Raw genomic sequence first — 12992 nt, 5'->3', positions numbered from 1 at the left:
CGAAACAAATTATGCCCAGAAAACCTCGAAATTTACGGTCTGGATACGCCTATCACATCACCATCCGTTGCAATAACCGCGAGTTTAAACTGCAAAAGCGTGAATGTCGGCAGGTGTTTCTTTATGCGATCAAAAAGGCTTTGAATAAACACAATTTCAAGCTTTATGCTCTTTGTATTATGTCCAATCATGTCCATTATCTGATAGAGCCTGCACAACCCGAAGATTTACCTAAAATTATGCACTTTCTCAACTGGTACACGGCGATGTGTTTCAACCGTATGTTAAGGAGAACAGGACATTTTTGGGAAAAACGCTACTTTAGCGATGGCTTTCCTGCTTCAGACAAGGAAAGGGCATTAAATACCTTGCGCTACATTCACGGCAACCCGAAGGCGGCAAAAATGCGTTCTGGTTTCTTCTACGATTTCAGTAACTACGGCAGTTATGAACGTTTAACCGACGACGGTTTAACTCAATGGCATCCCGCTTTTCTACAATTAGGGAACAGCTTAGAAGAATGTGCCAAGAAATATAAAGGCTTTTGCCAAAGGTATAAACCGAAGGAGAAGAAGACCCCAACTCGATGCCACTGGGGTAGCAAGCTGTTGGCTGGGGTTCATCTATCAGAAAAAGGCTCTACCACCAACCCCAAAAAATCTAAGTCTCGTCTTGTTCAAACCCCGTGCCAGGTATCCGAAAGCCCCGAACTGACTAGGATTGTGAGTCAATTCATTGAAGCTAACCGTGCGCCAAGAGAGGCAGAAAAAGACTTTTAATACTTTTTGAGGTGAGTGCTAGAATAAAGAGGACTACTCCGCGTCGTCGCCTGCAAAAGGCACCCACAGCCCGTACCCTCGTTCATTTAAGGGTGTCAGCCCTGTACCGCCCTCTGAGGAGGTGGTATTGATTTCCCGTTGTACGGGTGCGGCTTGTTGGGGTTTTAGGTTTTTCTTAGTCATGGTTTTGTGTCTCCACAATTAATGAATTTGAACTAACACAACTCTACTCTAAATTCATGCTAGGCTACTTGTCAAGTTTTTTGTGATAATTTTTAACTGAATATTTCTAGTGAGCTTCTGTTAATAATTAACCCCAAAATACTCACCCCAAAAAAGCTAAGTCTCGTCTTGTTCAAACCCCGTGCCAGGTATCCGAAAGCCCCGAACTGACTAGGATTGTGAGTCAATTCATTGAAGCTAACCGTGCGCCAAGGGAGACAGAAAAAGACTTTTAATACTTTTTGAGGTGAGTGCTAGAATAAAGAGGACTACTCCGCGTCGTCGCCTGCAAAAGGCGGCATCCAAAACCAATCACTTCCTCGTTCTCGGTTGTTTTGCAAGGGTGCCAGCCCTGTACCGCCCTCTGAGGAGGTGGTATTGATTTCCCGTTGTACGGGTGCGGCTTGTTGGGGTTTGAGGTTCTTCTTAGTCATGGTTTGTTTCTCCAGAATTTAAGGTGAAATTTGACTTGATGTCAATATACAGGTGTGACTACCCTCTTGTCAATAGTCTTCTAGCATTGGTGAGTTAAGGGAAAGGGGAACCCAAAAGAAAAACAACCTCTACTCCTCCTCCCCCCTACTCCTCCCAAGGGGACTACTCCGCGTCGTCGCCTGCAAATGGGTTGAAGCCTACGGACCTCAAAAGGGGGGTCAGCCCTGTACCAGCCTCAGAGGAGGTGGTATTGATTTCCCGTTGGACGGGTGCGGTTTGTTGGGGTTTGAGGTTTTTCTTAGTCATGGTTTGTTTCTCCAGAATTTAAGGTGAAATTTGACTTGATGGGCATCCTAACCAAATAGCTCAAGACTTGTCAATATTTTTGTGGGAATTCTTGACTAAATGCTTCCTGTAATTAATATTAAGTAATATTGCTTGCAAGCTATCATCAACCACGCACCCCAAAAAGTCTAAATCTCGTTTTACTTCTCTGTCTGCAATTAATCGGGTGGATGCCAACCTGCTTTTACCCAATTTTTACGGACAATAACAGCCAAATTATTATTTAATCTTAAAGCCATAATTGTCGCTCTACCATAAGGGGTTATCCCGATAATTTCGGTTCCCTCTGGACTCCAAGTAAAATGTTCTTGCCATTTTTGAAGGCGAGGATTAAATAAAGAAACTAACTCCCCAGATTCAGGCTCAATAGCCTCAGTTTGTGTCCACTTATATTGATTACATAATTCACAAGCTAAACATAAATTATCTTCTGTATTAGCACCACCTTTAGCTAAAGGCTGGATATGATCAATTTGTAATCTACCCATAATATAATCTTGGTGACTTAGGCAATATTCACAGCGATTTCCTGCCCGTTGTCGAATCCTTTGGCGTAAGGCTTCTGTGAGAAAACTCATGGCAATAAAGGTTCTCTCAATCCTCGTTTAACGGCTTCAGCTAACGCCATTGACTTTCTTAATTGTCCCATTTGGTAAATTGAGATTAAAACCAATAATTCATAGCCTTCAGCTTCGATTAAGCCAGTATTTTTTCCCTTAGCTTGTAATTCTCCTAAACGTTGATTTTGAACTGCATCCATTTTTAAATTAGATAACTCAATAACTTCGGAATCTAAAAGATGGGAAACTTCAACATTATTGCCAATTGCTGAGAGATTATTAAAGGTAGGTAAAACGATTTGCAAGGTATCAATTAAAACCTCTGATAACTCTCGCGCTGTAGCCAGTCCTAGACATTGGGCAGATTCAACTAAGCTGTTGGGTAAATTAATAGTAATTTGAGTCATCTTTTCTGTATAAATGGGTTTTACGTTGATTATAACTTAACAAAGTGTTCTTGTAAGTTATAGGCGATCGCACTATCAAGTACAGCGACACAAATTTTAGGATCACCTCTAGTTTCTGACCATAGTTTTTTCAGTCCAGGAATGTTAGTCATTTGTCGTTTAACCCAACCTATTTTTAGCGATTAGTAGTTGCAGATGAAGAAAAAGCCTTATTTGCTTGGACATAAATTTTCAACGCTACAGACATTTGTTGTTGTGCCGTTTCTCCTTGTGCTTGAAACCAGGCAAAAGTTTCTGAATCTACTTCAACTTCTACAGTAACAGGAGGCTTAGGGATTCGCAATTGTGCTTTAGTCCAAAAACCTTCTGACAGAGCAGGAATATCAGAAGTATCAATATCCTCATCTTTCATCGCATCAATTCTATTCCAATCTGTTTTTGATATATTGCTCATAAGATTTTTGTTCATAAGATAATGCTTTTCTTAAAGATATAATACGAATCGTTTGATCATCAGGTTCAGTATAGACAATAACCACAACTCGTCCATCTAGTAAACCAATAGCAACAAAGCGATCTTCTCCATAATTCTCTCGCTCATCCAATTCAACAACCATTGGTAGGTTAAAGATACGATAAGCATCTGTAAAGTCAAATCCATGTTTGATCAGGTTAGTTTGGTTTTTGCCCTCATCCCATTCAAATTTCATAGATTTATGATAGCAAAAATAATCAATTATTATGTGCGATCTCTTATATACAAAGGTTTTTGCCAAAGGTACAAACCGAAGGAGAAAACCCCAACCCGATCGCACTGGGGTAGTAAGCTGTTGGCTGGGGTTCACCTCTCGAATAAGACTCTAACCACCAACCCCAAAAAAACTAAGTCTCGTCTTGTTCAACCTCCGTGCCAAGATCAGGTATCCGAAAGCCTCGAATTAACAAGGATTGTGCGTCAATTCGTTGAGGCTAACCGTACGCCATGGCAAGTAGAAAAAGACTTTTGACACTTTTTGAGGTTAGTGTTAGAATCAAGGGGACTACTCCGCATCATCGCCCGCAAAAGGGTGTTGCCAGATAAAACCCAAAGGGGCGTATAGCCAAATTCTGGTTATATTATTTTGTCTTTTTCAGAAACTCAGGAAGAATCTATGACTCATTTACTAGAAAAAGCATTCCAAGAAGCTCAAAAACTCTCAAATTATCTTCAGGATGAACTTGCACAACAATTACTCGAAGATATCGAGAATGAGTTAAAATGGCAAGAAAGTTTATCTAATCCAGATATGGATTTAGGTATTTTTCAAGAAATGGCTCAGTTAGCATTACTTGAAGATGAAGAAGGTAAGACTGAAGATAAGGGTTTTGGTGAGAAATAATGCGATCATCAAGAACTAGAAGTTTTAGAAAATTATTTACAGTGCATGGACAGCAATGAGTAAATCATTCCCTCCAATTGGTTTTCCTTGACTTTCTAAATAGGTACGGCTTTTAGCATAATGATCATCAACAGAAATATCTAAAGACAGTACATTAATATTATCTAAAATTAAGGCAATTCTTTCTTTTAGTCGAGAGGAGTTGCTTTTTTCTGCTCCAAAGCGTAATTCACACGCAACAATTACACTGGTACAAATTTTATCCTCACCAATACTTTGAATTTTGGTAAAAATCTTGCCTGTTGGATGTTTAACAAGATCAGATAAAATATTGGTATTGTGAGTTAATTCGTTGATGCGAACCGTGCATCCTGGCAAGTAGAAAAAGACTTTTGACATTTTTTGAGGTAAATGTTAGAATTAAGGGGACTACTCCTCCCAAAGATTCTGATTCATAATGAGGTCTAAAAAGATGGTAAGAGTTGTTACCCTAGAGGATGCCTTAGAGATAGTCAAACAGCTTTCTCCTCTTGATAAAGTACGCCTAATTGAAAAAATGACTCCTGATATTAAACAACAGTTAGCTGTTACTAGCCATCAACCTCATAAATCTTTGCGGGGGTTATGGCGAGGTGCTAATATTAGTGATGAAGATATCGCCGAAGTAAAACAACAGATAGGAGCTAACTTTCCTCGTGAGGATATTTGATGAGTAACGCGGTGACAGATACTCACGCTTTGATTTGGTATTTAGAGGATAGTCCACGCTTGAGTTCTGTGGCTAACCAAGCTTTTGAACAATGCGATCGCGGTGAAATTGTTATTTATATTCCAACCATCTGTTTAATAGAAATAATTTATCTACAAGAAAAAGGGCGTATTGCACCTGAACTAAAATCTCAATTAGATACAGAATTATTAGCTGGTAATAGTGGGTTTATCTTAGCTGATTTAACTGCCGAGGTTGTCAATGTTTTGGCAACTGTACCACGAACTGCTGTACCTGATTTACCTGATAGAATAATTATTGCGACCGCTTTTCATCTTGGTTTACCCCTTATTAGCCGTGATAGTAGAATGCCGCTTACAGGTATATCTTTGATTTGGTGATTTGCTATTATAGGTCAGTAATTTATAATAATAGCAAACCCCGAATAACCAAATATTATTTACGTTAGGTAATTAAGCTATGAAAGCAATTCAATCTACGGGAAAGATCGATAAGGTAGGTCAATTATCTTTAGACTACCCAATTAAAGGGACTCCACCCAGTTCGGTAAGAGTCATTATTCTTTGGGAAGAAACAGAAACAGAGGTTAATGATTTTTGGGAACAAATCAAAGAATATCAACAACATCCTTTAATGTCAGCAGAACAATTACAACAGGAATTAAAACAATCTTTGACCGAAGCAGGTTATGATTCAAGAGAGAAAATTGTTGATCTTGTCCAAGATATTAAACGGGAAATATCTCAAGAACGTCAACAAAAACAAGATTCAATAAAATAATGATTGCTGTAAAAGATAGGTTTCTTAAGTTAACACCCGAAGAATATTTTATTTGGGAAAAACAACAACTGCTGCGCCATGAGTATCTTAGTGGTGGAGTTTATGCTATGATTGGGGGGACTCAAAATCATGGGCGAATTGCTAGTAATATTATTTTTATCCTTAAAGGTCATTTACGGGGCGGTGGTTGTCAGGTAGGTAATTCCGATTGTCGTGTAAATATTTTTGAAACTAAAGATTATGTTTATCCTGATGTGAGCGTTACTTGTGATGAGCGCGATCGCACTGCAATTCAGGCGATTCAATATCCTTGTCTAATTATTGAAGTTTTATCTGCAAGTACAGCCAATTATGACCGAGGGGATAAATTTAGGATGTATCGTCGCAATCCTAGTTTGCAAGATTATATTTTAGTTGATAGTGAGAAAATAGCGATCGATTCATACCGCAAAAATGATCGCGGTAATTGGGAGATTTTTAATTATCAACCAGGGGATAATATTGATTTACAAAGTATTGGTTTAAGATTTCCAATTGAGTCCGTTTATGAGGATATTATTTTTGAGGAATTAGGATTGTGAGTCAATTCATTGATGCGAATCGTGCGCCACCCCCCAACCCCCTTACTAAGGGGGGCTAAAATCTTTTTATTTTCCCTTACTAAAGGGGGCTAAAGTTTCTTCTTATTCCCCCTTACTAAAGATGATTAAAAGTGCTGTGCTTCTTATTTCCCCCTTACTAAGGGGAGCTAGGGGGGTAGAAACTCAGGTAAGTGCTAAGGATTAAAGGGACTACTCCGCGTTGTCTCCAGCAAAGGGAGTACATTGTCTGGTTAAAATATCACACTCTGTACTAGCAAATAATGCTTTTTCACCTTGACAAGAAGTTGTTGTCACTTGACGTTGTACCGGGGCAGATTGTTGGGGACGGATATTTTTCTTGATCATTGTTTGTGTCTCCAGATTAGTTGAAGTTTGACTGACTGGATGATAATCTAAGGTTATGCTGGTGGTTGAGTCTTTGTAATGATTATTAACAATGCTTATTAGCAAATAGGTAAAGTTTCTCTGTACAATGCTCAAGAGTAGAGTGCTTCTAATGTAAACTAAAATTATTTGCTCGATAACTATAACTATGCCAGATTTAATTACTATTCCTGGAATACCTGAACTTTGGACTCAGACCAAAGGCGATTCTCGGATTAAAATTGCTATTCTTGACGGTGCAGCAGATTTAGAACGTGCTTGTTTTAAAGGTGCAAAGATTACTCAATTTAAACCCTATTGGGCAGAAGATATTGAACTCAATGATGAGTATTATCATTATTTAAAATTAGCGACAGAATTTAATCAACAACAAAAGGCTAAAAAAGAAGACCCAGATCACGATAAAGAAGAAGCAAAAAAAGAAAGAGAAGCCTTTTTTAAAGATTTCCCTGAAGACATTAAAAGACGGATTGATTTATCTAGTCATGCTACTCATATTTCGAGTACAATTTTAGGACAGCATGGCTCTCCCGTGGAGGGTATTGCGCCTAATTGTACGGCGATTAATATTCCGATTTCCTTCGCAGGAGATGATTTTATTTCCTTTGTAAATCTTACCCATGCGATTAACGAAGCCTTAAAAGCCGAAGTTAATATTATTCATATTGCAGCTTGTCATCCTACTCAATCAGGAATGGCTCAAGAAATCTTTGCCCGTGCTGTGAAACAATGCCAAGATAGTAATATTTTAATTGTGGCTCCGGGTGGTAATGATAAAGGTGAATGTTGGTGTATTCCTTCAATTTTACCCGATGTTTTAACAGTGGGTGCAATGCGTGATGATGGACAACCATTTAAGTTTAGTAATTATGGTGGTGACTATCAACAGAAAGGGGTGATGGCTAACGGTGAAAATATCTTAGGGGCTGAACCTGGAACCGATATTCCGATTAAACAACAAGGGACGAGTTGCGCTGCACCAATTGTTACCGGAATTTCCGCTTTATTAATGAGTATGCAACTGCAAAGAGGGGAAAAACCTAATGCTGAAACCGTGCGACAAGCTATTTTACAAAGTGCTATTCCTTGCGACCCGAAAGAAGTAGAAGAACCGGAACGTTGTTTGTTAGGTAGATTCAATATTCCGGGGGCTTATAACTTATTAACAGGAGAACGATTAACAACGGTTAAAACTTCTGAAATCAGACAATCAGAAATTACTATTCCTGTTAATAATATTACTCCTCTAACTAAAATAGAAAACCCAATTAACAGCCCATTACTAACTTTAAGTAATGTAATTGCCAGCAATTCTTCGGCCGTAGCTGTGGCTAATATTACCGCTAGTCAACCTACTAATGGTATTACTGCTAGTGCTGCATCCAAACTGGTTTATATTTTAGGAACAATTGGTTATGACTTCGGGAGTGAAGCCCGACGGGATAGTTTTAAACAATTAATGCCAGCCGTAGAAATTGACGGTACAATAATTCCTGCTAATCCTTATGATGCCAGTCAAATAGTTAATTATTTAGCCGAAAATCCTTCAGAAAGTAAGTCTTTAATTTGGACAATTAACCAAGAATTTAACCCAGTTTATGCCCTGGAAGTAAAAGGAGGATTTGCGGCTGATGTTTATGAAATGTTAAACTTAATGTTAGCCGGACAAATTGAACCCGAAAGCAGTGATGATTATGTTGAAAGGGTGAGTATTCCTGGGCAAATTACGGATAAAACAATTACTCTATTTTCCGGTCAAGAAGTTCCTGTAATTACGATTAATAATATTAGGGGAATGTACGGCTGGAAAGTAAACGGTTTAGTGGATGCAGCCTTACAAACCCTTTCTGAAGAACTAGCTGACGCTAACGAGATTGAAATGCGAAGAAGTTTAAGTAGTTTCCTGAAACGAGTCTATTTTGATTTGCAAAATTTAGGAAAAACCTCTAAAGACCGGGCGTTAAATTTTGCAGCAACTAACGCTTTTCAAGCCGCTTCTAGTTTTGCTCAAGCTGTTTCTACCGGGATGGAATTAGATACAATTGAAATCGAAAAAAGTCCCTTCTGTCGGGTTAATAGTGATTGTTGGGATGTGAAATTAAAGTTTTTTGATCCTGAACGGGGTTTGAGAGCCAAAAAGGTTTATCTTTTTAGTATTGATGTGAGTTATATGATTCCAGTGACATTGGGGCAAGTTCGTTCTTGGTCTGTACCTAAGTAGGGATTATTCATTGTTTTGTGATGAAATTTAGATTTTTGAACACAGAGACATTGAAAAATTGAAACAATTAGTGTATTTGTAGCCTAACTCTACCACCCAGTAGATATTATCAACGGTCTCAATTAAACTTTTTCTGCCCATCGTCGGAAAATCATTGCCAGTTTAAGTCTGTTATGATTAAATTAAGAATTGTGACAAACATTTGAGTTTTCCTCTCCTGTGAGGGAAGGATTCCACCCGTTCATATCGTGTTGAGGAGCAGCCACAATGAAAGCCCTGATCCAGCAAAACCCCCGTGAGATTGCCTCCCAAGTGGCGGACTATTTTAGCCGCAGTGTGGGAAATTGGTATTCAGAACGGCGCTACTACACACTTCCAGAGGGAAATACCCAAGAAGTCGCCAGCGAGATTACCGTAGAGTTTTTAGAACCGGGCTGTCCTGATCTGCTCGATATTGCTCAATTACACCAATTAGATGACCCGATGCTCCTCAGTTGTGGGTCAAAAGTGACTTGGAAAAGTTCTAATTCCATCTCCGGTAAAAAAATGTCCACCGGATCAACTCGGTTTGGGGTCTGTGACACCTGGCTTTATCGAGATCGGGGATTTATGACACCCAAACCCGTTGTGGCTGAATTTTATATGCTCGATGTCAATACGTTATGTCTGAGAAGCGAGTACAATGGTTCTATGTTTGAAGAAGAAATTAAACTGATTGGCCAACGATACCGCACGCGGCAAACGATTATTTCACGGGCTGGGGAACAAACTATGATCGGTCAGTATTTAGAGAAACGGATTGAATAGCGACCGTGAAGCGAAGGTTTTTTCTACAGGGAATCGGTGCTTTAACTTTAAGTCAGGTCGTAGCTGGATGTAAACAAGCTGTGGCACTGACGGTTGAAGTTCTCAAGGGTTCTGTTCCCGCCCAAGTGGCGAACAAGTTTCGACAACAATTCGGCCGAGGGGCGGTGAATTTTGTCCCCCAAACCCAACTCAAAGATTTATTTGAACGCTTGGAAAAAGGCCAGTCTAAACCTCCAACTCAGCCTTCGTCCCAAGCTAATTTGGTGATGATTGGGGATTTTTGGTTACATTCGGCCATTCAACAAAAACTGATTCAACCCCTTGATCCGAAATTATGGCCCGCTTGGTCACAACTTCCGTCCCGTTGGCAAAATATTGTCCAACGCAATACCCAGGGTGAAGTTGATCCTCAAGGTCAAATTTGGGCGGCGCCCTATCGTTCGGGTAGTACAGTAATTATTTATCGGGTTGATAAGTTTCAGGGGTTGGGATGGACACCGAAAGATTGGAGTGATTTATGGCGTCCCGAATTACGTCACCGAATTTCTTTACCTGATCAAGCCCGGGAAGTGATTGGTTTAACCTTGAAAAAATTAGGTCATTCTTATAATACAGCCGATTTAAGTAAAGTCAAAAACTTAGAATCTGAACTGCTTAAACTCCATCAAAATATTAAACTTTATGATTCTAATAGTTATCTCAAACCGTTGATTTTAGGGGATACTTGGTTGGCGGTGGGTTGGTCTACGGATATTTCTCCAGAAGTTCAATATCAAAACGGGTTAGCCGCCGTTGTTCCTCAATCTGGGACGGCTTTATGGTCAGATTTATGGGTCAAACCTGCGGAGGTTCAATCTTCTCCTACCGCCACTTTAGCAGATAATTGGATTGATTTTTGTTGGTTGCCTCAAGTTGCGACTCAACTATCATTATTAACCGGAACAACATCCCCAATTATTTTGGGAATGAACCCCCAAGAGTTACCCCAATCTTTAAGGGAAAATCCTCTATTATTTCCTGATCAAGCTATTTTAAAAAAAAGTGATTTTCTCGAACCCCTTTCGCCCAATTCCGTGAAACAGTATCAACAGTTATGGGAAAAAATTAGACGGGGAAAGTTACAATAAATTTCTTTGATAATAAGTACCTAAACAAAATCAATTACACATCCTCTACCCTGTTCCCTCCCCCCCTAGCCCCCCGTGCACGGGGGGTTTGGGGGGGCTGTTCCCTCTCTCAACTAGGTAATTTATTTTGTGTAACTACTTATTATAATAGAGTGCGATCGCCAATTCCAAAAACACAGAACAATTTTTGGTTACAATATAATGTAATAGTAACCTTTATTTGAGCGCTCACCAGATCATGCTAACTGCGGGAACTTTGCTTAATCATCGGTTTCGACTGAAACGCCAACTGAATGAAAATCCGATTCGCCAAACCTGGTTAGCGGATGATTTATTACTTAAAGATAAAGCGGTTGTCAAATTATTAGCATTAGGAGGATCAATGCAATGGGAGGATTTAAAATTATTAGAGCGGGAAGCACAGGTTTTAAAACAATTAAATCATCCTCGCTTAGTTAAATATCGAGATTATTTTTCCCTGGATGATCAGAATATTTGGTTTGCTTTAGTGACCGAATATATTCCTGGTCATTCTCTTAAACAAAAACTAGACAATCATCATCTATTTACTCAACAACAATTATACTGGATCACCTTTGAAGTTTTAGAAAATCTTAATTATTTACATCAACTCCATCCGCCTATTTTACATCGAGATATTAAACCAAGTAATTTAATTTGGGGAGAAGATCATCATATTTATTTAATTGATTTAGGTTCGGTACAAATTCAACCAAGAACCCCCGGATCAAGTTTTACTGTGGTGGGAACTTTTGGTTATACTCCCATTGAACAATTTGGCGGATTAGCGGTTCCCGCTTCCGATTTATATGGGTTAGGAGCCACATTAATTCATCTATTAACAGGGATTCCTCCGGCGGAATTACCTCAAGAAAAGTTTAAAATGAAGTTTAACGGGGATATCCTAGATCCGGCGTTTAAAAGTTGGTTAGAAACCTTAATAGAACCCGCAGTAGAATCTCGTTTTGCTACTGCTCAAATGGCTTTATATGCGTTAAACTATCAACCCAAACAGTCTTTGAAAAAGACCTCAGAACCCCATTTAAAATTATCCCAATCTTCTAATAATTTAAAAGTTGATATTCCCTCTCAGTTTTCCCTACAATATATTTCTCCAGTCCAGAAAATTTTATTAAATCAAATCAGTTTATTAAAAAAGGGTTGGCAAATTATTCCAGGATCGATGATCATTAAAGGATTGGGATTGGGTGCGATCGCTTCTTTCATTACCTACAAACTTTATACTATTTTAAATCCGGCTATTTTTGAACAGATTGATTTAGGGTTAATTATTATATTTTATTTGACTTTATTGGGGATTCCTGTTAGTATAGTATTATTGATATATAAGGCTATTATTGATTATAAACCCTTTGAAAAAGTTCAACTCAATTTTAATAATAAAACCTTTGAGATTTTCTGGTCTTCTTATTTACCCTTTCGCAAACGAGGAGAAATCTCCCAAATTCAACAAATTAACTTAATTAGAACCACCGATAATCAGGGTAATTTTTATCCGAGCTTAGAAATTGTGACCCAAGAACCCAATATTTTATTTTTATCACGTCGCAAAACCTATCGTTTTGGGCATCAATTACCCGAAGAAGAATTAAAAGGATTAAAACAAGAATTGCAAAAATGGCTTGCTTCTAAAACCGATCTCCATTAAACTAAAATATTATTATTAATTAAATTAGGATATTTGATTTTATGGCATGGTTTGAACGTATTTTTGGTAGTCTCACTGGTGGAATTCCTGGTAAACCGGATAATGATGTGGTAAAACAGGCGGCGGCTAGTGCTTCCCTTCCCCCGGAACGCATTGGAATTGCGGGAGAATATGATGAAAGCGGATTAGCTAAACGGGTGACTTTAGCGTTTGACGAAGACCCCGAACTCAAAGATATTGGTTCCCTATGGGTGTCCCAGAAAGGCGGAACTGTTGTTCTCAAAGGCAAAGTCCCCAGCCCAGGTTTTCTGGAAAAAGCAGTTAATATTGCCGAATTTCAAGCCGGAACTTTGAGTGTTGATACGTCCCAAGTGACAATTGAGTAGGAGGACAGAGGAAATAGGGGAGATGACGAAATAATTAATACGATGAAACCCATACTCAACAACCTATAGGTCTGTTTTTCCCCTTTGTTTCCTCTGTTCTGTACAATTAAATTAACAAACTTTTATTGTTGTAACTTT

General features: G+C 38.8%; 21 protein-coding genes. 11 read left to right on the top strand and 10 right to left on the bottom strand.

What is annotated here, in order from left to right:
- Window positions 1-11: 11 nt before the first annotated feature.
- Window positions 12-779: a transposase gene (locus tag NMG86_RS16605; RefSeq protein ID WP_026798107.1), complete on the top strand. Its 768-nt coding sequence runs from the start codon at window positions 12-14 to the stop codon at window positions 777-779.
- Window positions 780-812: 33 nt separating this feature from the next.
- Here NMG86_RS16605 and NMG86_RS16600 read toward each other — a convergent pair whose 3' ends face one another.
- From NMG86_RS16600 to NMG86_RS16565, 8 genes are all read right to left on the bottom strand, one after another.
- A complete protein-coding gene (locus tag NMG86_RS16600; protein ID WP_071783096.1) occupies window positions 813-962 on the bottom strand; it encodes an anacyclamide/piricyclamide family prenylated cyclic peptide in 150 nt (49 codons plus the stop codon).
- A gap of 308 nt (window positions 963-1270) precedes the next feature.
- Window positions 1271-1435, bottom strand: coding sequence for an anacyclamide/piricyclamide family prenylated cyclic peptide (locus NMG86_RS16595; protein ID WP_071783095.1), 165 nt, complete (start codon window positions 1433-1435; stop codon window positions 1271-1273).
- Between the two features lie 163 nt (window positions 1436-1598).
- Window positions 1599-1742 carry an anacyclamide/piricyclamide family prenylated cyclic peptide gene (locus tag NMG86_RS16590; protein ID WP_071783094.1) on the bottom strand — a complete coding sequence of 48 codons (144 nt, stop codon included), beginning with the start codon at window positions 1740-1742 and terminating at the stop codon, window positions 1599-1601.
- A 197-nt stretch (window positions 1743-1939) separates the two neighbouring features.
- The gene (locus NMG86_RS16585) at window positions 1940-2359 is read right to left on the bottom strand and encodes an HNH endonuclease (protein ID WP_026798106.1); all 420 of its coding nucleotides are present in this window, start codon (window positions 2357-2359) and stop codon (window positions 1940-1942) included.
- On the bottom strand, window positions 2356-2748 hold the full coding sequence (locus NMG86_RS16580) for a hypothetical protein (RefSeq protein WP_026786032.1): 393 nt from the start codon (window positions 2746-2748) through the stop codon (window positions 2356-2358). Before NMG86_RS16580 ends, NMG86_RS16585 begins: the two co-directional genes overlap by 4 nt.
- Window positions 2749-2777: 29 nt before the next feature.
- Window positions 2778-2900, bottom strand: a complete 123-nt coding sequence (locus NMG86_RS16575; protein WP_267879849.1) for a hypothetical protein — start codon at window positions 2898-2900, stop codon at window positions 2778-2780.
- A gap of 23 nt (window positions 2901-2923) precedes the next feature.
- Window positions 2924-3217 carry a hypothetical protein gene (locus NMG86_RS16570; protein WP_036843330.1) on the bottom strand — a complete coding sequence of 98 codons (294 nt, stop codon included), beginning with the start codon at window positions 3215-3217 and terminating at the stop codon, window positions 2924-2926.
- A complete protein-coding gene (locus NMG86_RS16565) occupies window positions 3171-3458 on the bottom strand; it encodes a BrnT family toxin (protein WP_026786034.1) in 288 nt (95 codons plus the stop codon). Before NMG86_RS16565 ends, NMG86_RS16570 begins: the two co-directional genes overlap by 47 nt.
- A gap of 411 nt (window positions 3459-3869) precedes the next feature.
- On the opposite strand from NMG86_RS16565, the gene NMG86_RS16560 reads away from it, so the two are divergent.
- Window positions 3870-4127 carry a hypothetical protein gene (locus tag NMG86_RS16560; protein ID WP_207184696.1) on the top strand — a complete coding sequence of 86 codons (258 nt, stop codon included), beginning with the start codon at window positions 3870-3872 and terminating at the stop codon, window positions 4125-4127.
- A gap of 36 nt (window positions 4128-4163) precedes the next feature.
- On the opposite strand, the gene NMG86_RS16555 is transcribed toward NMG86_RS16560, so the two are convergent.
- Window positions 4164-4526, bottom strand: a complete 363-nt coding sequence (locus tag NMG86_RS16555; protein ID WP_043936892.1) for a PIN domain-containing protein — start codon at window positions 4524-4526, stop codon at window positions 4164-4166.
- A gap of 73 nt (window positions 4527-4599) precedes the next feature.
- Here NMG86_RS16555 and NMG86_RS16550 point away from each other — a divergent pair, with 73 nt between their 5' ends.
- The 4 genes from NMG86_RS16550 (at window position 4600) to NMG86_RS16535 (ending at window position 6218) form a co-directional block, all read left to right on the top strand.
- Window positions 4600-4836, top strand: coding sequence for a hypothetical protein (locus NMG86_RS16550; RefSeq protein ID WP_026798105.1), 237 nt, complete (start codon window positions 4600-4602; stop codon window positions 4834-4836).
- Window positions 4836-5237: a type II toxin-antitoxin system VapC family toxin gene (locus tag NMG86_RS16545; RefSeq protein WP_026798104.1), complete on the top strand. Its 402-nt coding sequence runs from the start codon at window positions 4836-4838 to the stop codon at window positions 5235-5237. The genes NMG86_RS16550 and NMG86_RS16545 overlap by 1 nt, the downstream gene beginning before the upstream one ends.
- Window positions 5238-5316: 79 nt before the next feature.
- Window positions 5317-5637 (top strand): hypothetical protein, encoded by a 321-nt coding sequence (locus tag NMG86_RS16540; RefSeq protein WP_026798103.1) that lies wholly within the window; start codon window positions 5317-5319, stop codon window positions 5635-5637.
- Window positions 5637-6218 carry a Uma2 family endonuclease gene (locus NMG86_RS16535; RefSeq protein ID WP_026798102.1) on the top strand — a complete coding sequence of 194 codons (582 nt, stop codon included), beginning with the start codon at window positions 5637-5639 and terminating at the stop codon, window positions 6216-6218. The genes NMG86_RS16540 and NMG86_RS16535 overlap by 1 nt, the downstream gene beginning before the upstream one ends.
- 210 nt (window positions 6219-6428) lie before the next feature.
- On the opposite strand, the gene NMG86_RS16530 is transcribed toward NMG86_RS16535, so the two are convergent.
- Entirely contained in the window at window positions 6429-6584 is a 156-nt protein-coding gene (locus NMG86_RS16530) for an anacyclamide/piricyclamide family prenylated cyclic peptide (RefSeq protein WP_081692281.1), read from the bottom strand.
- A 187-nt stretch (window positions 6585-6771) separates the two neighbouring features.
- Here NMG86_RS16530 and NMG86_RS16525 point away from each other — a divergent pair, with 187 nt between their 5' ends.
- The 5 genes from NMG86_RS16525 (at window position 6772) to NMG86_RS16505 (ending at window position 12854) form a co-directional block, all read left to right on the top strand.
- Window positions 6772-8844 (top strand): S8 family peptidase, encoded by a 2073-nt coding sequence (locus NMG86_RS16525; protein WP_026798101.1) that lies wholly within the window; start codon window positions 6772-6774, stop codon window positions 8842-8844.
- Between the two features lie 267 nt (window positions 8845-9111).
- The gene (locus NMG86_RS16520) at window positions 9112-9651 is read left to right on the top strand and encodes a phycobiliprotein lyase (RefSeq protein ID WP_026794791.1); all 540 of its coding nucleotides are present in this window, start codon (window positions 9112-9114) and stop codon (window positions 9649-9651) included.
- 5 nt (window positions 9652-9656) lie between these two features.
- A complete protein-coding gene (locus NMG86_RS16515) occupies window positions 9657-10778 on the top strand; it encodes an extracellular solute-binding protein (protein WP_026786039.1) in 1122 nt (373 codons plus the stop codon).
- Window positions 10779-11016: 238 nt separating this feature from the next.
- Entirely contained in the window at window positions 11017-12468 is a 1452-nt protein-coding gene (locus NMG86_RS16510; protein ID WP_026798100.1) for a serine/threonine protein kinase, read from the top strand.
- A gap of 41 nt (window positions 12469-12509) precedes the next feature.
- Window positions 12510-12854, top strand: coding sequence for a BON domain-containing protein (locus NMG86_RS16505; RefSeq protein WP_026786041.1), 345 nt, complete (start codon window positions 12510-12512; stop codon window positions 12852-12854).
- Window positions 12855-12992 lie beyond the last annotated feature (138 nt).

The organism is Planktothrix rubescens CCAP 1459/22, assembly GCA_904830895.1.
Lineage (GTDB): Bacteria > Cyanobacteriota > Cyanobacteriia > Cyanobacteriales > Microcoleaceae > Planktothrix > Planktothrix agardhii.
Note: the sequence above shows the minus strand (reverse complement) of the source record. Positions and strands in the feature narration are given on the sequence as shown.

Coding starts and splice junctions, on each gene's coding strand:
- NMG86_RS16605 (WP_026798107.1), top strand. CDS start 12: ATGCCCAGAAAACCTCGAAATTTACGGTCTGGATACGCCTATCACATC.
- NMG86_RS16600 (WP_071783096.1), bottom strand. CDS start 962: ATGACTAAGAAAAACCTAAAACCCCAACAAGCCGCACCCGTACAACGG.
- NMG86_RS16595 (WP_071783095.1), bottom strand. CDS start 1,435: ATGACTAAGAAGAACCTCAAACCCCAACAAGCCGCACCCGTACAACGG.
- NMG86_RS16590 (WP_071783094.1), bottom strand. CDS start 1,742: ATGACTAAGAAAAACCTCAAACCCCAACAAACCGCACCCGTCCAACGG.
- NMG86_RS16585 (WP_026798106.1), bottom strand. CDS start 2,359: ATGAGTTTTCTCACAGAAGCCTTACGCCAAAGGATTCGACAACGGGCA.
- NMG86_RS16580 (WP_026786032.1), bottom strand. CDS start 2,748: ATGACTCAAATTACTATTAATTTACCCAACAGCTTAGTTGAATCTGCC.
- NMG86_RS16575 (WP_267879849.1), bottom strand. CDS start 2,900: ATGACTAACATTCCTGGACTGAAAAAACTATGGTCAGAAACTAGAGGT.
- NMG86_RS16570 (WP_036843330.1), bottom strand. CDS start 3,217: ATGAACAAAAATCTTATGAGCAATATATCAAAAACAGATTGGAATAGA.
- NMG86_RS16565 (WP_026786034.1), bottom strand. CDS start 3,458: ATGAAATTTGAATGGGATGAGGGCAAAAACCAAACTAACCTGATCAAA.
- NMG86_RS16555 (WP_043936892.1), bottom strand. CDS start 4,526: ATGTCAAAAGTCTTTTTCTACTTGCCAGGATGCACGGTTCGCATCAAC.
- NMG86_RS16550 (WP_026798105.1), top strand. CDS start 4,600: ATGGTAAGAGTTGTTACCCTAGAGGATGCCTTAGAGATAGTCAAACAG.
- NMG86_RS16545 (WP_026798104.1), top strand. CDS start 4,836: ATGAGTAACGCGGTGACAGATACTCACGCTTTGATTTGGTATTTAGAG.
- NMG86_RS16540 (WP_026798103.1), top strand. CDS start 5,317: ATGAAAGCAATTCAATCTACGGGAAAGATCGATAAGGTAGGTCAATTA.
- NMG86_RS16535 (WP_026798102.1), top strand. CDS start 5,637: ATGATTGCTGTAAAAGATAGGTTTCTTAAGTTAACACCCGAAGAATAT.
- NMG86_RS16530 (WP_081692281.1), bottom strand. CDS start 6,584: ATGATCAAGAAAAATATCCGTCCCCAACAATCTGCCCCGGTACAACGT.
- NMG86_RS16525 (WP_026798101.1), top strand. CDS start 6,772: ATGCCAGATTTAATTACTATTCCTGGAATACCTGAACTTTGGACTCAG.
- NMG86_RS16520 (WP_026794791.1), top strand. CDS start 9,112: ATGAAAGCCCTGATCCAGCAAAACCCCCGTGAGATTGCCTCCCAAGTG.
- NMG86_RS16510 (WP_026798100.1), top strand. CDS start 11,017: ATGCTAACTGCGGGAACTTTGCTTAATCATCGGTTTCGACTGAAACGC.
- NMG86_RS16505 (WP_026786041.1), top strand. CDS start 12,510: ATGGCATGGTTTGAACGTATTTTTGGTAGTCTCACTGGTGGAATTCCT.